14 protein-coding genes are annotated in these 21,076 nt (G+C 37.1%); 6 read left to right on the forward strand and 8 right to left on the reverse strand.

Annotated elements, in window-relative coordinates:
* Positions 1-33: 33 nt before the first annotated feature.
* From buk to ACRD69_RS14800, 3 genes are all read left to right on the forward strand, one after another.
* Positions 34-1,110: a butyrate kinase gene (buk, locus tag ACRD69_RS14790; RefSeq protein ID WP_430815877.1), complete on the forward strand. Its 1,077-nt coding sequence runs from the start codon at positions 34-36 to the stop codon at positions 1,108-1,110.
* 81 nt (positions 1,111-1,191) lie between these two features.
* Entirely contained in the window at positions 1,192-2,463 is a 1,272-nt protein-coding gene (locus tag ACRD69_RS14795) for a cation:proton antiporter domain-containing protein (protein WP_430815878.1), read from the forward strand.
* A 55-nt stretch (positions 2,464-2,518) separates the two neighbouring features.
* On the forward strand, positions 2,519-4,687 hold the full coding sequence (locus ACRD69_RS14800; RefSeq protein WP_430815879.1) for a T9SS type A sorting domain-containing protein: 2,169 nt from the start codon (positions 2,519-2,521) through the stop codon (positions 4,685-4,687).
* On the opposite strand, the gene ACRD69_RS14805 is transcribed toward ACRD69_RS14800, so the two are convergent.
* The 5 genes from ACRD69_RS14805 to ACRD69_RS14825 are packed head-to-tail and all read right to left on the reverse strand — an operon-like array spanning position 4,688 to position 10,814.
* Positions 4,688-5,647: a DUF4465 domain-containing protein gene (locus tag ACRD69_RS14805; protein WP_430815880.1), complete on the reverse strand. Its 960-nt coding sequence runs from the start codon at positions 5,645-5,647 to the stop codon at positions 4,688-4,690.
* A 2-nt stretch (positions 5,648-5,649) separates the two neighbouring features.
* The gene (locus tag ACRD69_RS14810) at positions 5,650-7,059 is read right to left on the reverse strand and encodes a redoxin domain-containing protein (RefSeq protein ID WP_430815881.1); all 1,410 of its coding nucleotides are present in this window, start codon (positions 7,057-7,059) and stop codon (positions 5,650-5,652) included.
* Positions 7,059-7,958 carry a glycosyltransferase family 2 protein gene (locus tag ACRD69_RS14815; RefSeq protein ID WP_430815882.1) on the reverse strand — a complete coding sequence of 300 codons (900 nt, stop codon included), beginning with the start codon at positions 7,956-7,958 and terminating at the stop codon, positions 7,059-7,061. The genes ACRD69_RS14810 and ACRD69_RS14815 overlap by 1 nt, the downstream gene beginning before the upstream one ends.
* 3 nt (positions 7,959-7,961) lie before the next feature.
* A complete protein-coding gene (locus ACRD69_RS14820; RefSeq protein ID WP_430815883.1) occupies positions 7,962-9,740 on the reverse strand; it encodes an aminopeptidase P family protein in 1,779 nt (592 codons plus the stop codon).
* Between the two features lie 6 nt (positions 9,741-9,746).
* Positions 9,747-10,814 carry a hypothetical protein gene (locus ACRD69_RS14825; protein ID WP_430815884.1) on the reverse strand — a complete coding sequence of 356 codons (1,068 nt, stop codon included), beginning with the start codon at positions 10,812-10,814 and terminating at the stop codon, positions 9,747-9,749.
* A gap of 210 nt (positions 10,815-11,024) precedes the next feature.
* Here ACRD69_RS14825 and ACRD69_RS14830 point away from each other — a divergent pair, with 210 nt between their 5' ends.
* On the forward strand, positions 11,025-13,070 hold the full coding sequence (locus ACRD69_RS14830) for a TonB-dependent receptor (protein WP_430815885.1): 2,046 nt from the start codon (positions 11,025-11,027) through the stop codon (positions 13,068-13,070).
* A 70-nt stretch (positions 13,071-13,140) separates the two neighbouring features.
* On the opposite strand, the gene ACRD69_RS14835 is transcribed toward ACRD69_RS14830, so the two are convergent.
* On the reverse strand, positions 13,141-14,973 hold the full coding sequence (locus ACRD69_RS14835) for a peptidase U32 family protein (RefSeq protein ID WP_430815886.1): 1,833 nt from the start codon (positions 14,971-14,973) through the stop codon (positions 13,141-13,143).
* Between the two features lie 122 nt (positions 14,974-15,095).
* On the opposite strand from ACRD69_RS14835, the gene ACRD69_RS14840 reads away from it, so the two are divergent.
* Entirely contained in the window at positions 15,096-16,880 is a 1,785-nt protein-coding gene (locus tag ACRD69_RS14840) for an SLC13 family permease (RefSeq protein ID WP_430815887.1), read from the forward strand.
* A gap of 57 nt (positions 16,881-16,937) precedes the next feature.
* On the opposite strand, the gene ACRD69_RS14845 is transcribed toward ACRD69_RS14840, so the two are convergent.
* On the reverse strand, positions 16,938-17,657 hold the full coding sequence (locus ACRD69_RS14845; RefSeq protein WP_430815888.1) for a hypothetical protein: 720 nt from the start codon (positions 17,655-17,657) through the stop codon (positions 16,938-16,940).
* Between the two features lie 296 nt (positions 17,658-17,953).
* Here ACRD69_RS14845 and ACRD69_RS14850 point away from each other — a divergent pair, with 296 nt between their 5' ends.
* Positions 17,954-19,093, forward strand: coding sequence for a carboxypeptidase-like regulatory domain-containing protein (locus ACRD69_RS14850; protein ID WP_430815889.1), 1,140 nt, complete (start codon positions 17,954-17,956; stop codon positions 19,091-19,093).
* Positions 19,094-19,175: 82 nt separating this feature from the next.
* Here the strand turns inward: ACRD69_RS14850 and ACRD69_RS14855 are convergent, their stop codons facing one another.
* Positions 19,176-20,615, reverse strand: a complete 1,440-nt coding sequence (locus tag ACRD69_RS14855; RefSeq protein WP_430815890.1) for a glycoside hydrolase family 16 protein — start codon at positions 20,613-20,615, stop codon at positions 19,176-19,178.
* Between the last annotated feature and the right edge of the window lie 461 nt (positions 20,616-21,076).

Below are 21,076 nucleotides of genomic sequence, written 5' to 3' on the forward strand. Positions count from 1 at the left end.
TTGTGAAAAATCCCAATTAATTAAGAACAAACCATGGATAAGAAGAAAATCCTTGTTATTAATCCAGGATCAACATCAACAAAAATTGCCGTTTATCGTGGAGAAGAGTCTGTTTTTCTGAAAACACTTAGACATTCATCAGAAGAGATTGGACAGTTTGAGAATATTGCTTCTCAGTTTGAGTTTAGAAAAGAAACAATTATCAAAGAGCTTTTAGAAGCTGATATTGAAATAGATGATTTTGACGCTATCGTTGGTCGTGGTGGTATGGTTAAGCCTATCGCATCAGGTGTTTACGAGGTAAATGAAGTGTTAAAAGCCGATTTGAGAAAAGGTGTTTTAGGTCAGCATGCCAGTAACCTCGGAGGTTTAATAGCTGATGATATGGCTAAGAACATTGACGAAGCTCGTGCTTTTATTGCAGACCCGGTAGTTGTTGATGAATTACAAGATGTTGCACGTGTAACAGGTCACCCTGAGATGCCACGTCGTTCAATTTTCCATGCACTGAACCAAAAGGCAGTTGCCAAGCGTTTTGCCAAAGAAATTGAAAAGAAATACGAAGATATTAATGTCATTGTAGCCCACCTTGGTGGAGGTATCTCTGTTGGAGCTCACCTTAATGGTAAGGTGGTTGATGTAAACAATGCGTTAGATGGATATGGTCCTTTCTCACCTGAGCGTGCAGGAACTTTACCAACAGGTGCATTAATCGACGCTTGTTACAGTGGTAAATATTCTTACGAAGAAATGCGTAAGATTGTTAATGGTAAAGGTGGATTAGTTGCTCACCTGGGAACTAACCAGGCTCATGAAGTAGAGAAAAAAGCTGCCGAAGGAGATGAGCACTTTAAATTAATTCACTCAGCTATGTCATACCAGATTGGTAAAACAATTGGAGGCTGTGCTGCTGTTTTAAAGGGTAAAGTTGATGGTATTATTATTACAGGAGGTATTGCTTACGATAAAATTGTGATTGAATATCTTAAAGATATGGTAGGCTGGATCGCTCCTGTTAAAGTTTATCCGGGCGAAGACGAAATGTGGGCTTTAGCTGAAAATGGATTGGCTGTTTTGAACGGTGAGGTTCAGTGTAAGACCTACGAATAAATAGACCAAATGATCTAATATATAAATCCCGCTCTTTATGAGCGGGATTTTTTCTATCTTGACATCCCAGCTTAATAATCTATGGAAGGAATTAGCGCGTATTATTTAGTAATTGGTGCGGCGGTTATTATCATCGTCTCTTATTTGTATAATATTCTGGCACAGAAAACGAATGTTCCCAGTGTTATACTGTTGATTGTGACTGGCTATGCAGCCAAAGAGTTTTTTGGCATACAGTTCAATGAGGAGGAATGGTTTTTACCATTGGAGGTACTTGGTATTGTTGGCCTGATTTTAATCGTTTTGGAGGCAGCCCTTGATCTTGAGTTAAGAAAAGATAAGTTGCGCTTAATTTGGCAATCAAGTCTTATAGCAGGCTTATCCTTGTTTTTTAATACCTTTTTTTTAGCATTGGGAATACAGTATTTTATTGGGAATCTGGATTTTTTAACTTCAGTTATTTATGCCATTCCCTTATCTATTACAAGTAGCGCAATAGTCATTCCTAGTGTTCATGGACTGGAGAAATCAAAGCGTGAATTTCTAATCTATGAATCCACTATTTCTGATATTTTGGGTATTATGTTCTTCTATCTATTAGTTGAAAACCTGGATACTGATGGAGCTACAATGGTTGGATTAAATGTTATCTCCAATATAGCAGGTACCTTGCTGTTGAGTGTAGCCTTATCATATGCGATGATTATTGCATTCCAGCGTATTAAGTCCGATGTCAAACTCTTCCTGTTTTTTGCAGTGCTTGTTTTATTCTACTCGATTGGAAAACTTTTTCACCTTTCATCGTTATTGATGATCCTGGTTTTTGGATTGGTACTGGAAAACCGTATGTTATTTTTTAGTGGTTTCCTAAGGAAGTACTTAAAGGAAAACCGTGTTAAAAGGGTGCTGGTTGATTTTAAACTGATTACCCGCGAAAGTTCGTTTGTTGTTCGTACTTTCTTTTTCTTTGTGCTTGGTATGTCAATAACCCTAGCCGGAGTATTTGTTCCTGATATATTATTATTGACACTCTATTTTATTTTCGGTCTTTTTTCGTTTCGCTTTTTCGTATTTAAGTTATTGTTTAAACAGAATTTCTTCACACAGGTTTTTATTGCGCCGCGAGGATTAATATCGATCTTACTTTTCTTCGCTATTCCCAAAGAGTTTAGGATTAATGATTTTGAACTTGGGATCCTTTTGCTTTCAATAGTTGTTACCAGTTTATTTATGGCATGGGCTTTGGTACTAAATAGTTTTGGAAGGGTAGGAAGAATGAAAAGATATATTTCTTTTTTGCGTGCGGTGGATAGAGGAAAGGTGTTGATGCTAAGGCGAAAAAGAAGTGCTTAGGGCTTGCATTGAGCAAAAAGTGAAACAAAATTGTTAGTATTAAGTATTCTGAGATATGGTTAAACAAATTGTCACAATTATATTTTTAGCAATCGGTGTTGTTGTATACGGGCAGGTTTCAAAGGGAGGCCAGCCAATGCCTGAATCTATGACTGTTGATGCAGTTCATCTTCATGTAGCGCGTCCTGCTATGGCATCTCAGATGGTAACGTCAGGTAAAAGTGCAAATCAGCCACTTCGTTTTGCCGATCCGATATATACTCACTTCACTCCTCAAAACAGCGGTACATGGGAAGCCGATGTAAATGGCTATAATATATGGCGTCTGGCCCTCAAGTCAGATGGGGCAAAAAGCCTCAATCTTATTTTTGATCAATTTTATTTAAATGATGGAGATAAGCTGTTTGTGTATAATCCTCAAAGGACACATGTATTGGGAGCTTTTACCAAAGAAAACAATAAGGCCTCTAAAATATTCGCTATTGCGCCAGTTGCAGGAGATGAGATCATTCTTGAATTACAAACCAGGCTATCGATCGATCATGAGCATGAGATTGTCCTTAGCGAAGTTAATCATGATTTCTTAGGTGTTCATAATTATTTAAAACGACAGAGTGATTTTGGAGATTCCGGTAACTGTAATATTGATGCTTCATGTGAGAGTATTTGTTCCGATGAAATTAGAAGAGCGGTATGTAAGATAATAAGTGACGGAAAATATTTATGCTCCGGAACCATGGTTAATAGTACGGATCAGACTGGTAATCCTATGTTTTTAACGGCCGGGCATTGCGCTACCAATGACAGAGGTACATTATTCGATTATACAGCGCAAACAATCATCTTCTTCTTTAATTACGAATCGCATAGTTGTGATCCTGTTGTCAATGGCACTGATGCTCAAACGGTTTCTGGAGCTCAGTTATTGGCATACGTGGAGAATATGGATTTTGCTTTATTGCAAATGAGTGAGGCTCCGAAAGAAAGCTACCGACCTTACCTGGCTGGCTGGACCAGGGATGTTACTATTCCAAATCCTGTTTTTTCAGTGCATCATCCATGGGGCGATGTTAAAAAAATTGCAGTCTCAACAGCTGCACCTGTTGATGCGACTTTTAATAATAAATCCTACGGAGGGGTTCCTTTCCTGGAAAATGTACACTGGCATATTGCCCAGTGGGATAGGGGAGTGACTGAAGGTGGTTCTTCCGGTTCGGGATTGTTTACAGAAGATCAATTGTTAATCGGGAATCTATCAGGAGGATCGGCCTATTGCGGAAACCCGGTAGATGACTACTATGTTCGCTTTAACCAGGCTTGGGCTAACAATAACGAACCCGAAAAAAGCTTATACTCATGGTTGTCACCTGATGATGCAGGTCTAAATAAACTGGAAGGACGTGAGTTGTCAGAATATACCCGATTATCTCACTTAAATGAAGAAAAAAAGGCAGGTGTTTTATACGACAACGATTTCACCGGAAGTTGGTCTGGACATAACGACAGAAAAGATCTTAGCTATGCCAGTTCCTACTATGATATTGAGAGTGCTAAAATCAGTGGTGTGTATATTATACCAAGTAAAGCTGATTATTCTGCTCAGACAATCACTGTTAAAATATGGGATAATGATAATGGCTTGCCAGGGGAGGTTTTGTGGAGTGAAAATGATATACCAATCAGTACATTCTCTAAGAATAAGGAAACGCTGATCACCCTATCTGAACCACTAGAAGTGAAAAATGCCTTTTTTGCAGGTGTTGAACTTAACTATGCAGCCAGTGTAGATACTTTTAGTATTTATATGAGTGATATTTCTTTAGAGGACGGAGATAACAGGGCATTTATTAAGCAGGCAAGTGGTGAATGGGTTGAGTTTAATGATGTACACTCGTCAGGCAATAAAGGTGCTTACTGGATTGATGTGCTGGCTTCAGATGCTGTGTATGTTGGTATTGGGAATGTACCGACTTCAATCCCAGAGAGCTATGTGAATATAGTTAATAACCCTATTAAAACCGGCGAAATAAGCTTTAAAACCAATCTTACTTTTTTAGAAAGAGCTGAAGTGTTCAGTGTTAATGGCTCCATGTTGCAACAGGTCAATTTGACAGGGATTACAGAAGGTTCCTTTTCTGTAAGAAACCTTCCACCCGGACTGTATCTTGTTCGCTTTTCTGCCAAAAACGAATCGCTTGTGAAGAGAGTAGTTATTAACAGGTAACTATTCTATAATATATAGATTGTCTAAGCAAAAGTACATTGGTAGTTCAAACGCTGCATCATCATCGCGTGAGGAGCTTAATTTAAATCCAAGCTGACGAATGGAGCCCAGTTCTTTTAGATCAACAGTAAGCCATTCCCCAAGAATGTATTTTTCAGCTGTTACTTCCGGTCGGTAGTCTGCTAAAAGCACTTCTTTGGGACCGGATAAAACAGTGCCTGCTTCATCTAATCCATATATGTTTAACTGAAAATAGTCTTGACCTTCCTTTTTGTTAAACCCATTTTGCATGTAGATATAACTTCTTACACAGTTGTTTACAGCAATGCTTTTTACGATATGCGACTGTCCATCCTCAAAGCTAATAGTGTTTGATATATTTTCAACTTGTTTGAAAATGGTAAAATTATCAGAGTCATCGGCGGCACTCTTTCCATATACACTAAATTCTCCTTTCGTACTGGAGTCACTTGTGCTCGCATTTTTACTAATAGCAAATCCACTCCAATCATCAGGTGCTGCTTCATCAAATATACATGGGTATTGAATGTATTTAAATTGATGATACCCCTCTGTTGGAGAATTAAAATAGTCGTTGTCGTTAAAATTATCGAACTCTTCAAATGAGTTAATATCAAGCGAATGGACCTTAATGTTCATGGTGTCATCACCGGAATCGGTTAATACCGTAAACATGAATTCATAGGTGCCAAGAGGCCTGTTTTCAAAGGTGTAATCCTTTTCATCATGAAACAGTGTATTATTCTCATACCAGGCATATACTGAATTAATATCATAGGTGATTTTGGGTTCTATGATTTCTGCACTATCTGTGTCAAAGTTAAAACCGCCTTCTGGTATTTGCAGGTATATCTCTGGTGCTGGTATTACCTTTTCTTCATTTTTACATGAAAAGAAAGAAAACACGATTGCTGCAGCAATGAAAATATTTTTAGTCATCTTTATTTTAGTTTAAAATAATGGTCAAGAAATCCAGGGATTTGTTCAGCACCAATTCGTTTGGCCAAAATTTTCTTGTCCTTGTCCAATATGTAAATTACAGGTGTACTGTAGATGTCATAGTTATTTCTGAAATTACTTCTGTTGTATGGATCATAAAGGTGAATCCAGTCGTGCAGTTCATTATTATGGATAAATTCTATCCATGAGTCTTTTTCCCATTGGGTATAAACTGCTACCATTTTAATGCTCTGACTTGAGTATTTCTGCCAAACCTCTGTGTTTAGTTTGGGTATTTCTTTTTCGCAATGACCGCATTCGGGCTCCCAAAATACAAGGATTGTAATATCGGCCCGTATTTCGCTTAATTTATAAAATTCATCGGTATACGATTGCATTTTAAAGTCGGGCGCTGTATTTCCAATGATATTGGGGCTGATCTTGTCAACTCGTTCCTGAAGGTTCTTAATAAACTCTTCATCTACCCAATCAGCATGACCACTTAAATAATATGTTTCACCTAAGCTAACCATAACAGCGTCCATGCCCATTATTTTACTTTCATTGGCGCGGTTAAACAGGTGCTGGATCAGGTATTTCTCCATTTCATAATTACCATTAGCCATAGCAATGACACGATGAGATTCTTTAATGATTGTGTCAGGAATCTGCAATAGTACATTATTGAAATAGGTGTCAAGTTTGTTGGTAAATATGGGTGTACGAAGTAGTCGCGGGTCATTCATCTTAAAATTATCAAAATAATGCGCTTTGTAATAGCCGTAACGCATGCGCTGAACTGTTGAGTCAGGGTTGGAACTTCCCGGAGGAGCAGTCATAGCTGGTACCTCAATCTCTTGTGTAGCCTTTAAAAACAAACTCAGGAAACTTCCCGGATGCTTATTGATGAGCTCGTCATACTTTGCCTTAACATCAGAAGTAAGAATGCCGATTTTATCCTGAAACTGTTTTCTGGTGGCCGGATCAGTAGCACTTTTAAGTTGATCCTGAATTGGAACAGCTTCCTTTTGCTTACTAATCAGGTATTTCTGGTAAGCCAGGAAGTCAGCACTCTCATCGGCCCCACTTATCTTCATTTGATTCAACAGGTCAGCTTTTGATGTAGATACATTGAAATTTTGATCAGCTCCAATTAACAGGTCAAAATAGCTTTGGTCGTTGAGATATACAATATACAAGCCTTCTTCAAGTTTATTCTCACCAGCAAAGGTATACTGGCCATCAGCTTGAATATATGTTGTGTCTTTGACCAACATTTTCTTGTTGAAATAGTAGCCAAGAATCAGCGAGGAATCTTTAACTCCATCTATATTAACAGTAATATTATGGCCCTGTGCTTTTGTATTGAGGGTAGCTATTACTAATATCAGTATGAATAGAATATACTTCATTACAAACTATTATTTAAAAGTAGTTGGTGCTTGAGTTTATATATGTACAACAATTTATACAGGTCAAAGATATAAATTGAGGGATATATTTTACTAAGATAAAACTGAATAGGTTGATTAAGAAATGTAAATAAAAGACTAAGAGTTTTAATCAGAACCTTGTTTTGCTTCTTTTTTAAAATCTTGATTATTAGTAGTTTTTGTAGGTTATTTTGGTTTATTTTAGTGTATATCTTCCAAAGGTTTGAAATGGACTCTCTGGTTTTTGAAATAAAAATAGAAGCAGTTTCTAGTCCACAATGAGTTACCTTATTATCAATCTGTACAAATGGTATTTGACGCAGGCGCAATTGGATGCCCAGCAATGTATCTTCATGACCATATTCCGTGATTCGTTCATCAAACTGAATGCTTGCAAAGAGCGTTTTATCAATCATGAAGTTGCTTGAAAGAAAGCTCAATGAATCAGCAGTGTATTGTATTCGGGCTTCTCTTAATCGTCCGTAATTCCACCTTAGCCTAAGGTTTTTGTCCTTGGGCTTTCTTCCATATTTTAAACCACCAATTACCAATGGTAGCTTTATGACATTGGGAGCGCAATATTTATGAAGGTAGTTTTCATCAACTAAACAATCACCGTCAATAAAAGCAATTTTACTGTACCTGGCATACCTGGCAAGCGTATTGCGGGTTATTGAGCGACCTTTGTTTTCCTGCAAATAATACCTTACATACTCCAGTTGTTTGATCGTTTCATTTATACTTCGATAATGCTCATTTGAACCATCATCTAATACAACAATTTCCCCAACATAATTCTGATGGAGAAATTGTTTGTTAAGTTCAATTACCAGCTTTGAAACATCAACATTATAAACAGGAATACAAATGCTAAGCATGGTTTATATTTCCTTTGTACTGTTTTCAAGCCACTTTTTCTCACTATCTGGTAAAAGCGGAGAAAGCTTTTCGAATACTTTTTTATGATATTTGTTTAGCCAATCTATTTCGCTTCGATCCATTAACGTGATGTCTATAGCCCTGGTGTCTATAGGGCAAAGCGTTAAGGTTTCAAATTTAAGGAATGAACCAAATACTGTTTCCTGATCTTTCCGGGTTAATATGAGGTTTTCAATTCGAATACCATGCTTACCTGATTTGTAGATACCTGGTTCGTTTGAAGAAATCATACCTTCTTTAATTTCAACACCATTATCTTGTGGCCTGATACTCTGTGGGCCTTCATGGACACATAGGAAGTGACCAATGCCATGACCTGTTCCATGACCGTAATTGATACCATGTTTCCACATGGCCTGGCGCGCTAAAATATCAATGTGGACACCCCTTGTTCCTTCAGGAAAAACGGCAGCATCAAGCCCAATGTGTCCTTTTAGTACCAGTGTGAAATCCGTCTTTTCCTCGTCGCTTAACGGACCTAAAGCAATGGTTCTTGTAATATCTGTTGTTCCTTCAGAATACTGACCGCCTGAATCGATCAAATACAAGCCTTTAGGTTCCAGAGTTGCAGCTGTTTCTTCCTGGACAGCATAATGTACAATAGCACCATTACCCGCGTAACCACTGATGGTGTTAAATGAATCACCGTGGTAATTGTTTTGTTCAGCTCTGAACGAGCTGAGTTTTTGCGCTGCTGAAAACTCAGTTATTGACTCTTTACCTATAGAATTGTCTAACCAATGCAAAAACTTAACCATGGCAACACCATCTTTCACCATTGCTTGTCTGAAGTTTTTAACTTCTACCTCGTTTTTTTGAGCTTTTAGATTGGTAATGATACTTGATTGCTCAATCTTGGCAGATTGTGAGGGCAAATTGCTCAATATAGTGCTGTTGGCTCTATCGGGATCAATAAGAACGATGCTATCAGGGAGCATGTCTTTCAGGAACTCATAAAAATCATCGTATAAGTTAACTTTAATATCTTCGATAGCCAGCTGTTTACCAATGGCCGATGTTAGTTTATGAGGATCAATAAAAAGGTATACCTGGTTTTCAGTTATGATTAAATAGGAATGAAATAAAGGATTGTAAGGAATATCCTTACCCCTGAAATTTAGAGCCCAAGCAATCTCATCCAGGGAGGCAATGATATAATGGGTAGCCCCCTTTTCTTTCATCTTATTGCGAATGAGCTTGATTTTGTCAGTTCGATCGAGCCCACAATACTTAGAGTCCAGTTCAAAAATACCTTCTTCCGGCATTGGAGGTCTGCCTTCCCAAATATCTTCATCGAGCGATACTTTTCCATCCAGACGAATGTCCACTTTTTTTAGTTGTTTAGCTAACTGGCGATATTCGTTAATTGTAATGGTTTTACCATTTATGCCAACAACACACCCTGCATTTAAATGAACGCTTAACCATTCTTTATAATCCGGAACATCTTGCTCTCCCATTTTAAACAAGTCAATGCCCGAATCTTCAAGTTGCTGTTCTGCCTGCAAAAAATAGCGTGAATCAGTCCATAGCCCGGCTGATTCATTGGTGATAATAACGGTGCCAGCAGAACCGGAGAAACCCGAGATCCACTCTCTGAATTTCCAGTGTTCAGCCGGGTATTCACTTAAATGAGGATCTGAGCTTGGAATTATATAGGCATCCACACCAAGTGTGGCCATATGACTTCTTAACTTGAATAATCTATCGGGCGTTGACATATAGTATTAGTTTTTAATCGTTATTGAAGCTTCTTTGTTAAACAGGATAATGTTAGCCAGATTGTTGCTTTCATTACCTATTAATCCTGAGAATGTTATGTTGTCATTTTCTTTTATTAATTGCAACTCTTGAGGTGAGGGGTGAATGAATGACCCGTTGGAAACTTCTCCGTTGATGCGATATGATACAGAATGGGGGATGACTAATGTTGTATTGACGCTTTTGTTTGAGATATTAATATTCTTAATGGATTCGTGAGCATCAATCAACAGCTTCCCTTTGTCTAATTCACACAGTACATAGGTTTTTACTTGCTCAAATTTTCCAATAAACTGAGAACCTGTAAGTTTAATGCTATCTGAATTGGTGATCGTTAAACGATCGGTAAATGATTTGATATCAGCCGAAAGTATGTTGTTAAAACTTGCCATGCAATAGCTTGTTTTACCAGCGAGTTTTGTTCCATGACTGATGTTTAAAGTACAATTGGAAAAGTCAGCTTTTGCAACACTAAAAGTATCTATCAGACCTTCAACAAATGCTAACTTAAAATTATGTTCCTTGTCTGATGTCAAATTGCTCAGTTCAAGGTTGCCATAGCTGTGCTTGAGATTAACTGTTCCATCTATATTTTCAACTTTAACATCGCCAATGGAATTATTGATAGTTAAATTGAGTCTGGCAGGAACTTTTACCGAAAAGTTAATTGTGAAAGGATAATTTGAGAAGAAATCTTCAAGAAAAACAGTTTTAAAATCCAGTTTATTGGAATAAATACGATCACTAAATTCAATTAACTTTAAAATTTCTTCTGCTTCTGTTTTACTGCTGGTTTCAATATTAGCAATTACCTCAATTTCAACCATGTCTTTATCCCAGGTGGTAACATGGACAAAGCCGTGCTTATTAGTCAGTTTTAATTCATTCAAATTACTGGCACCATATTCTTTAATAACCGCTTCCCCGTTTTTAAGAACAGATTTTTGTTCGGCAGATTTACGATTATAATGCTGGGCACTGCTAAATGACAAGGTTAATAAGGTTAATAAACTAAGAAATAAACATCGTTTCATGTCAATATTTTCGTTATTACAGTTTGCTTTTGTTCTATTAAAAAAAGCAATTTGATTCGTTGTTTGTTTAAACAAAGTAGTGGCTAAAATACGTAAAATCGAACTGCTTTGAAAATCTTGGAAAAGATTGTTGTAAAAGGGCTCGGTAAACATTAATAGCCTTATAATTCTTATACCTTTGCGGCTCATTAATTTTTTATTAATCATTATATGAAGACAATTAATTTATTTAAAAAGAGTAACCTGTGTTTTAAACATTGGAATGGAGAGAATTACGCTGTTTTTAACAGCATCAAGAAAGTAGTGAAAATAGGTGCACTTGCTGCCGCTTATTTTAGTGTTTTAGGTTTTCAGCAAACTTTTGCACAAACAGATACAGCTTCAATCAATAAAAAAATAAATCTTGAAGAGATCGAAGTGTCAGCACGCCGCACAACATCAGTGTATTCTGAAGTGGGGCGCGTTCTGCATGTTATACCTCGCAAGGAGATTGAAGCACTGCCTGTATATAGTGTTCAGGACCTGCTAAAGTATGCTATGAATGTTGATGTTCGCCAGCGCGGACCATTAGGAATTCAAGCCGATGTAAGTGTTCGGGGAGGTTCCTTTGACCAGGTGATGATACTTTTCAACGGGGTTAACGTTACCGACCCTCAAACCGGTCACCTGAGTCTTAATTTACCAGTCGACATTCAAAGTATTGAGCGTGTTGAGATCCTGGAGGGACCTGGCGCACGTGTATATGGTCCTGGTGCTTTCAGTGGTGCCATTAATTTTGTAACCGGAACCAAAAATCAGGATAATGTTACCGCAAATGTATTAGTTGGAGAACATGGACTATACAATGCTTCAGTCAATACTACTCTCAAAACCGGTAAGCTAAAAAACTACATAGCTGCCAATGTTGCCTCAAGTGATGGGTATATTGATAATACCGACTTCAAAAATCACAGTATCTTCTACCAGGGGCAATTAGATTTCGGACAGGAAAAACTGGATTTTCAATTAGGGTATAATGACAAGGCTTTTGGTGCCAATGCCTTTTATACACCTGTTTATCCTAATCAGTTCGAGCAAAATAAAACAACTTTTGCCTCAATAAAACTTATTACCGGATCGAAAGTAAAAGTAACTCCGGCACTTTATTGGCGACGTCATCAGGACAGGTTTGAGTTATTTCGCGACAACCCTGCATCATGGTACACAACCCACAATTATCATTTAACCGATGTATTTGGAGGAAGTTTCAATGCTGTTATACCTTCTGTCTTGGGTAAGACATCAGTAGGAGGGGAAGTGAGAAGCGAAAATGTTTGGAGTAATGTACTGGGTTACGATATGGATAAACCGATGGATGTACCAGGCGAAGATGCGATATTCACGAAATCGTATCAACGAACCAATATATCAACATTTATTGAGCATGTATATACCTATGAGCGCTTTTCGGTTTCTGCTGGCGTGCTGATGAATTACAATACCGGTCTGGGGTATGATGTTGATTTCTTTCCGGGTATGGATGTGAGTTATTGGGTAACAGATGAAGTCAAATTCTTTGGTAGCCTCAATAAGACTTTACGAATGCCAACATTTACCGATTTATTTTATGATGGGCCAACAAACATCGGAAACCCTGATCTTAAACCTGAGGAGGCGCTAACATATGAACTTGGTTTGAAGACAGTAAACAACTGGTTTAACGGACAGGCAAGTGTCTATTACCGTCAGGGTGAAAATTTAATTGACTGGGGGCGACTACCCGGAGATGCCGAATATTCAACCCGTAACCTGTCAGAGGTCAATTCATTGGGGATGCAAGCTCAGGGGCGCGTTAATTTTGATGAGCTAATAGGAAAAACATTACTTAAGAGTATTGAAGTTGGTTATGCACATATTGATCAGGATAAATCAATGCCTGATAATTACGAATCGGCTTACGTAGAGGATTATTTGAAACATAAGTTAAACATAGGATTACATTTACGATTAATTGATCGTTTGGGCTTATCAATTAATACTTTATACCAGGATAGAGAAGGAGATTATATTGCTTATGTTGATGGTTCATATGAAGAAGTGCGGACAGACTATGAGCCATTTTGGTTGACTGACCTGCGTTTACAATGGTCGGCGGATCGATACAAGCTTTTTGTTGATGCCAACAACGTATTTGATAAATCGTATTATGACTTAGGTAATGTTGTTCAGCCTGGTCGTTGGATTAAAGCGGGAGTGCAGCTGAATTTAAATTTATAAGATTAAAATAAATATATATTTAAAACCCGTATGAGACATGTCATACGGGTTTTTTAACTGGTTACTATTATTATTTTCTTTTTACAATCATCTCACAGTTTTTGCAATCAAACTCAAGTAGGTAACTGTCCTTTTTATTGTATAGTGTCAGCGGAAGTAACTGGCGTGCTTCAGGGTGCTCTTTCAAGCATTGCTTATTCATATACAGCAGGCAATGTTTTGTGCGCATCAATTCTGCACCTTTGATGGAAGAGCTTTTTTCAAAACCCCAGTCGCTTTTTTTAACCCCGTGGCGAGAATAGAATTGTTGAGCCTTTTCATTGATGATGTTGGCGGTATAGTTCAATTCTGATATAGGAAAAGGAATAGTGTTGGCTTTAAATACTGTATCCCTGGGTTTATAGAACTCCCGTCGTTTGGCTTCATGTTCAGCTATAAGCTGGCGTCGGGCTGCATTAAGCTCCTTAGCCTGAAAAAACCAATCGTTTATCAAGTCAATATTAATATGTTCAGGGTGAAATACTGTGTTTCCCAATTTACTTATCTGTGATTTTATTTGCTCAAGAGCACGAGCCGGATTATTTGCTTTATTTGGTGATACATCACAAATAACAGTTGTTTTAAGTTGATCCTCATCAATGATCGATAGTTCAAATTGATTGTTCAGTTCAATAAAATGTATCTCAACCATAATGGAACGTCGGGTCGTGTTTTTAATGACAGCATCGTTAAATTGCTTGTCATGATTCCGATATAAGGTAATGCCTTTAGAAATACCCTTCATATGGTTGGGGTAGATTTTGTTACCTTCAACTTTATTTACCAGAACACCACTCAGCTCCTTGTTTTTGGTGAAATAACTAAGTCCGTCACCATTCACAAGCTTTTCTCTGGAATCAAGGATAAAATGGGTTTTGGCTATGAACTTAACTTTGCCAAGCTCTTCACCAATGTTTTTAGGTGAATCAATTGAACAGATGTCCTGTTCCCGGCCATTGACAAAATATTTACTAAACCCCCTGTTGAAGCTTTTTGATGCGGAAGCTTTGAAACTGGTCATAGCTTTTCCAGAAGATGCCTGTATTAAATCATCTCTGTCATCTATGATTGTATCCAGCATTTTTCGGTAATGAGCAGTAATATTGGCCACATAATCTTTGTCTTTAAGCCGACCTTCAATTTTAAAAGAGGAGATACCTGCATCAATTAATGATTCAAGGTGTGATGAAAGATTAAGATCTTTGAGCGACAGCAGGTGTTTGTCCTTATAGATTTCTGAGCCATTTTTATCTTTCAGGCTGTATTTTAATCGGCATGGTTGGGCACATTCTCCACGATTGGCACTGCGTTTATTAATAGAGGCACTCATGTAACATTGGCCGCTGTAACAAACGCATAAGGCGCCATGGATAAAATACTCCAAAGGAACGGTTGTGTTTTTACTGATGTCTTTAATCTGCTTAATGGATAATTCACGTGCCAATACGACTTGTGAAAAACCAACATCCTGTAAGAATCTGACTTTCTCGATGCTTCGGTTATCTGTTTGTGTGCTGGCGTGGATCTCTATTGGAGGGAGCTCTGTTTCCAGTAGGCCCATATCCTGAATGATTACTGCATTGGCGCCTGCTTTATAAATGGCATGAATGAGTTTATTCGCTTCGTCTATTTCATGATCAAATAGCAATGTATTAAGTGTGATATAAACTTTTACCCCGAAAAGATGAGCATAATTGATTAACTCTTCAATATCGGCCAAAGAATTACCGGCATTTTTGCGGGCACCAAAACCCGGACCGCCGATGTATACAGCGTCTGCACCATGGTTTATAGCGGCAATACCACATTCCAGGTTTTTTGCTGGAGAAAGTAGTTCAATCGTTTTGCTAATGGAGCTGTTCATTGATTTTTATTTAGCTTAATATACGGGCAGAATAGGTATTTAAGTTATAATTTATATTTTTGCTTTGATACTATTTGCTCATTTACGGGCAAAAGTAACATATTTATTTGACCCTATATCAGATGCCAGGTTTAGACGTAATTGTTGTATTTGTTGTTATTGCCTTTATCCTTCTATCGCTTTATCGTGAATGGATGGGAGCTGCATTTACGTTCTTTATTGCAGTGATGGTTCTTGGCATCTTCAAGATATTAACACCGGCTGAAATACTGGAAGGTTTTGCTAATGAGCAGATCGCAGTCATTATTATGCTCTTGTTACTTGGCGATGCTATACGCCAAACATCTGTTATTGAAATCTTTTTCGCCAGAATTTTCCCTACATCATCTACATATAAGGGCTTTTTAGCGCGTATGATGCTATGGGTGGGTGGATTCTCAGCTTTCTTAAATAACACACCGCTTGTGGCTGTTATGATGCCATATGTGCACCAATGGAGTCGGCGAAATAATATTTCTTCATCGAAGTTGTTGATTCCTCTTTCATATGCTGCAATTCTGGGAGGTTGTGTAACACTGATAGGTACTTCCACTAACCTGATTGTAAGTGGTATGGTTGTTGACCAGGAGATAATTCCGGATATGGCACCACTTGAAATGTTTGATTTTGTGTGGGTAGGTTTACCCATGTTGGTTATCGGCTTTGCCTATTTATATTTCTTCAGTTATAGATTATTGCCAAGCCGTGCATCAGCCTTAGATGATTTTAATGATTCGGACCGCAAATACTTGGTTGAGGCTGAGATACGAAGTAATTCGGGACTCATAGGCAAAGTCGTCAAGGATGTTGATTTTAAGGGAAAGTACGGTTTACTGGTCGTTGAAATATGTCGGGGAAAACAAATCTTTCAAATAAGGGAAGGTAACTTTGTTTTAAGTGAAGGAGATGTGCTGCGTTTTGCGGGTGATCATAACAATATAGCAGGATTGTTATCTGATAGCAGTGAACTAACGGTGCCGTCAGTTGGTATGATGTCCAAGCTCAAACGTTCGCAGATTGTAGAAATTGTAATTTCTCACAACAGCTCACTTATTACCAAGCAGGTCAAAGATATTTATTTCCGAGGTAATTATGACTCAGCACTTCTGGCTATTCATAGGAATGGAGAAAGAATAAGAGGTGGTATTGACGATGTTAAGCTGAAGGCAGGAGACGTATTACTTTTGTTGGCAGGTGATAACTTTACAAGTCACCTTCAGAACGAGATTGATTTCTATGTAATTTCACGCGTTAAAGAATTACGCAAGCCAGAAAAGTATAAAATATGGGCGCTGTTCGGAGGAACATTGATGGCCATATTTTTAGCAGCTGTTAAACTGGTACCCCTGTTTCTTGGCTTACTCATTGTATTAGCAATGATTAATATTCTGAAGGTTGTATCTTCTAAAGATCTGCCTAAAAGCATTGATTATAACCTGGGTGTTATCATAGCCTTGTCATTGGCCCTGGGTACCGCCATGATCAAAACCGGCGTGGCCGACATGATTGCTAATACTGTTATTCGTGTGTTTTTACCATTTGGGCGAATTTCATTATTGGTGGGCATATATTTAATTACAACTGTATTGGCTGCTTATATTACCAATAAGGCAGCTGTTGCCATCATGTTTCCAATTGCCATCACTGCAGCCAAAAACCTACCCCTTGATCCGATGCCTTTTGTACTGGTAGTGTCGTTTGCTGCTGCTGCTAATTTTCTGACGCCCATTGGATATCAGACGAACCTGATGGTCTACGGTCCCGGTGGGTATAATTTCAAGGATTTCTTTAAAATAGGGCTGCCGCTTACAATTATTTATATGATTGTTACCATATCAATTTTAAGCTACATGTATTTCCCATCATGATCATAAAAAAAGCTGTCCGATTGATCGAACAGCTCTTCTCTATAATCTAGTTCTTTTTTAATAATGTCCCAGAAGTTTGGCGACTTTATCAACCTGCTTGCTTTTATTTGGATCAATCGCCTTGTTGTTACTCTTGGCTTTAAGCATTTCTTTTCTTAACTCAATAAATGCATTGGAAACTTCAGACATATTTTGTTGGCTTTTAATCAATTGACGTTCCATCTCTTTAAGCTGAGCCGATTGCGCGTCTAATTGCTTTTGTATTTCAACCCGTTGAAGACCACTCTCATTTGCTTTTTCCTGCGATTGTTTTAACTCATCCTGTAGCATTTTGTTTCGCTGTTTAGCCAGTTGCAGAGAATAATTTAAACTAGCCGTATCGCGCTTTAGAACATTAACAGTGCGCATGGTTTGATTTAATTCTTCATTGGCCAGGTATGAGTCAGCTTCCTTGGCCTTAAAATTCTTCATGGTCTCATCCAGCCTGGTGTTTAATTCTTCGCTTTCATCTTTAAGGCGTGTAACCATTATCATTAGATCCGAAATTTCATCAGTTTTTAATGCATTACTTTTACCAAAGTCATTTTTCATGCTTTCGTAGTCCGAAATAGCACTTTCTAAATTAACCTGTAGTTGTTTGCTTTCGGCTGTTTTCTGTTCTAGATTATCTTCCAGCTTGCTGTTTTCAAGTAGAAGTGCGTCGTATTTCTTTTTTGATACCACGCAGCTACTTAATGACAGAACGAGTGCGGTTAATACAAAAATTACTCTAGTCATATTGCTTTTGTTTTAATGTAGTTTCAATAATTTAAGTCGGTATTTGACTTTAAATATACCTTAAAAGAAATGAATTTCTCATTTGAAGAAAATCATTTCTCAAATTATATATTCAAAACACTGCGTCTGGGACATCAAATATAGTGCCTAAAATCCCGGGTTTACGAGTGTTTTTTTATAATAGTTATAAGAGGCGAATTTTAAGGAATGATTATTGTTAATGTATGCGAGCAAAAGAAAAATAGTATCTTAACAACTTGTAATAATAGATTTTTATCAAACAATAAAATATAGATATGCTATTAACAAAGATTAATGCTTATATAGTTCTAATAGCTTTGTTGCTTGGAAGTTCAGTTTTACAAGCCCAGGATTTTGAAATCAAAGGACGAATAATTGATGCGGAAACCAATAAGCCTGTTGAGTTTGCAAATATAGGAGTTGTTGGAACTTACCTGGGGACGGCATCTGATTTTGATGGCTATTATCATTTAACAGTTGCAAAAGACTTTGTCAATTTTAAGGTGCAGATTTCAGCCGTTGGTTATAAAGTAAAGGAATTTACTGTTGACGAATTGAATGTGCTTAACGGAGAGTCTATAAAGCTGTTTAGTCAAACTTATGGATTAAAGGCGGTTGACGTTAAAGCTGATTCAAAGCGCTTGTATGGCATTGTAAAGACGGCTGCCAATATTATAGAGGACTCTTATGAAAAGGCCTATTCTGCAGATGTTTACCTTGAACAAAGTTACAATGGAAATAAAACCGAAGCAGTTATTAGTTATACTGATTCGAAAGGCTACGGTAATCGTTCTTTGGCATCGGTATATGAAAGTACAGGTTTTAAGATTGAAGAAGTACGACGTGATTATGAGGTAACGCCTATTAAAAAGGGTATGATTTTCGCCGGTGACATTCTCGCATTCGATATTGCGAGGCAGCGTGGTAATATACTTGATGTTGATTTTGTTGATCAGTATGAGTTAAAATTAGCGGAAGAGACCATTATTAATGGTGATTCTGTATGGGTTATAAATTATAACCTAGAACACCCGAATGTCGCTAATACGGGAGACGCCTATTGCAAATCCTATAATGGGGTTATTGTGGTACGTCAACATGATTATTCAGTTGTTACCAATAATATTGAATATACATCAAATGGATTCTTTCATGCAGGCAGAGATGCCTACAGAGACAGTGTTAATGAATCAGATTATGTGTGCAAAGTATCTGTCAACTACATGAAAACTGAGAATAATAAGTATGCTGTAAGTAAGATTAAGTACGAAGGAAGCGGTGGAGGTACTACACTAAAAGCAAACTGGTTAGTGTATAAATACAATTCCTTTAAAACAGAAGCAGATAAATCATTTTATAGCGATAAAACTGAAAACAAAGATTTCTGGAATCGATTTAGCTTACCGTCAGAATAAAAAGAGTACAACGAATAAGTAAAAAGGGGATTTGCTATAGTAGCAAAATCCCCTTTTTACATTGTTGATAGATGTATTTTCTTTAATTCTTTGACTGATAGCATTTAATCCATTCAACCTGTATGCTGGCATTTGAATCAATATTTTCAGCATTTTCAGTCATATGGGAACTGAAAACAAGGTACATTGGTGAATGTGGAATGTTGCTGCTTTGCTCATTTACTTTTACCCCATTGATAAACCAATTGATTTTGTCTTTGGTCCATTCAAGTGAGTAGATGTAAAAGTCATTTTCAAAGTTGGCTCCGTTAACTGTTTTAGTCACTACTTTTGGTGTTTTACCATTTAGCAGTTGTAGGCCAGAAGTGAAGCTTTTGGCATTTTTAGCATTAAATCGGAATATATCAATTTGAGGTGCCATTTCTTCACCAACCATCCAAAAAGCATGTGTAACTGCTTTATTATGATTAACCCTTACTTTAGCTTCAATCTTACCAAAAGCCTGGCGATGGCTTTGACCGGTACTAATCATACCAGAAGTATAATTAAATGTTTTGGGCATAAAACCTCTTTGCATGTCCCATACCAATCCTTCAGCTTCTTCATTTTTGGTATTAATGTTTACACCGTTACCATCAATTTTAATGTTATTGTCGGTAAAGAACTGATTTTCGTTCTCCAGAACGTATGTCTTATTTAATAAAGCCTTTCCCCAGTAATATCCGGTAATCCATTTGCCCTTGTCTAATTGCTTGGCAGAGAATTCATCTTCAAAACAAAGTTCCCACTTATTAATGGTATTGAATGAATTCTTCTTTTCAGTCTTAACATACCAATTGTAGTCAGGCGATTTTAGTAATCTTGCATGCTCTTGAATTAGACTATATTCTTCAGATTTCTGGAATTTCTTTTTGTCTTCCATCCAGCTCTTAAACTGAACAAATTTCTCTGAAGTAACTTCATGTTCTAAATCATGATATGTTTTTAGTCGTTCAGAATTATGAATGTTTAGATAGTTCTTGTAGATCGCCGATTTTATTTGCTTGTTATAAAGCTTAATTTCAGAATCTTTAGATAATTCTTTATAACGCTTAAACTTAGTAAAGGCATCAGTCTTTTTAAATCCTCTTTGCTTCTTCTCACTTAAAAACTCACTGCTTCTTACAAATTCACTGAGTTCGGCCAGTTCCTTAAGCTTCGCTGATTGCTTAATGCTATCAACCTTATCAGGCATGCCTGAAGCCTGATACCTGAAGTACTTTTTAAACTCGCTTGACTTCTTTTGAGCAGTATATTTGTTTAATTGCCTGTATTCGGCAGTATCTTTAAACTTTTCATTTTTAAGTTTATCAACTTTCTTTTTAAAATCACTTGAGTTGATAAGTATCTCCAACTCCTTGATGCGTTTTAATTCATCAGATTCTTTGTATGAATTAAAGCGTTCAAAGTCGCTGTGTAATTGCTTTATGTCGGCTTCGTATTTAGCCGTTTTCGGATATTTATTTGAAGAAAAGAGTGCCATTAAATTATAAGTTTTGGGCGTTTAGTTGATATCATACGTGTTTGAGCCAATAAAGTTTATTCTTTGATCAATAATTTTTGCTTTATAAATGTAAGTGTTCGCAAATAGAATGGTATTGTTCGGATATGAACGCTTTTAATTTGAGGTTGAATTTGGTAAGGTGCATTATATCAGTGTTATGTGTTTTTTGGTTTGATAGTTGAGTTATAGTTTTCAGAGTGACACTTATAAAGATAAGATATTGTTACAGATTGACACATGATGAGCAGGGTGAAACAGGTGATTTAAGTTTATTAACAATTTTTAGACTTGTTTTTAAGAAATTGTAAGGGTTTTTAAGGGCTTGAAAAACAGAATATAAGAAAAATATTTGTGTTCTATAACATTAAAATGGTGTTAAATTTTCTTAGCTTATAAAAAACATGATTTCAGTCATATATCCTGAAAATCTAAAGTGTGTT

Source organism: Carboxylicivirga agarovorans (assembly GCF_050589845.1).
In the GTDB taxonomy this organism is placed as follows: domain Bacteria; phylum Bacteroidota; class Bacteroidia; order Bacteroidales; family Marinilabiliaceae; genus Carboxylicivirga; species Carboxylicivirga agarovorans.

What these genes read in the sequence shown, in the direction of transcription:
- ACRD69_RS14815 (WP_430815882.1), bottom strand. Translation starts at nt 7,958, where the DNA reads ATGCTTAGCATTTGTATTCCTGTTTATAATGTTGATGTTTCAAAGCTG.
- ACRD69_RS14795 (WP_430815878.1), top strand. Translation starts at nt 1,192, where the DNA reads ATGGAAGGAATTAGCGCGTATTATTTAGTAATTGGTGCGGCGGTTATT.
- ACRD69_RS14845 (WP_430815888.1), bottom strand. Translation starts at nt 17,657, where the DNA reads ATGACTAGAGTAATTTTTGTATTAACCGCACTCGTTCTGTCATTAAGT.
- ACRD69_RS14810 (WP_430815881.1), bottom strand. Translation starts at nt 7,059, where the DNA reads ATGAAGTATATTCTATTCATACTGATATTAGTAATAGCTACCCTCAAT.
- ACRD69_RS14830 (WP_430815885.1), top strand. Translation starts at nt 11,025, where the DNA reads ATGAAGACAATTAATTTATTTAAAAAGAGTAACCTGTGTTTTAAACAT.
- ACRD69_RS14840 (WP_430815887.1), top strand. Translation starts at nt 15,096, where the DNA reads ATGCCAGGTTTAGACGTAATTGTTGTATTTGTTGTTATTGCCTTTATC.
- ACRD69_RS14850 (WP_430815889.1), top strand. Translation starts at nt 17,954, where the DNA reads ATGCTATTAACAAAGATTAATGCTTATATAGTTCTAATAGCTTTGTTG.
- ACRD69_RS14820 (WP_430815883.1), bottom strand. Translation starts at nt 9,740, where the DNA reads ATGTCAACGCCCGATAGATTATTCAAGTTAAGAAGTCATATGGCCACA.
- ACRD69_RS14855 (WP_430815890.1), bottom strand. Translation starts at nt 20,615, where the DNA reads ATGGCACTCTTTTCTTCAAATAAATATCCGAAAACGGCTAAATACGAA.
- ACRD69_RS14805 (WP_430815880.1), bottom strand. Translation starts at nt 5,647, where the DNA reads ATGACTAAAAATATTTTCATTGCTGCAGCAATCGTGTTTTCTTTCTTT.
- ACRD69_RS14825 (WP_430815884.1), bottom strand. Translation starts at nt 10,814, where the DNA reads ATGAAACGATGTTTATTTCTTAGTTTATTAACCTTATTAACCTTGTCA.
- ACRD69_RS14835 (WP_430815886.1), bottom strand. Translation starts at nt 14,973, where the DNA reads ATGAACAGCTCCATTAGCAAAACGATTGAACTACTTTCTCCAGCAAAA.
- ACRD69_RS14800 (WP_430815879.1), top strand. Translation starts at nt 2,519, where the DNA reads ATGGTTAAACAAATTGTCACAATTATATTTTTAGCAATCGGTGTTGTT.
- buk (WP_430815877.1), top strand. Translation starts at nt 34, where the DNA reads ATGGATAAGAAGAAAATCCTTGTTATTAATCCAGGATCAACATCAACA.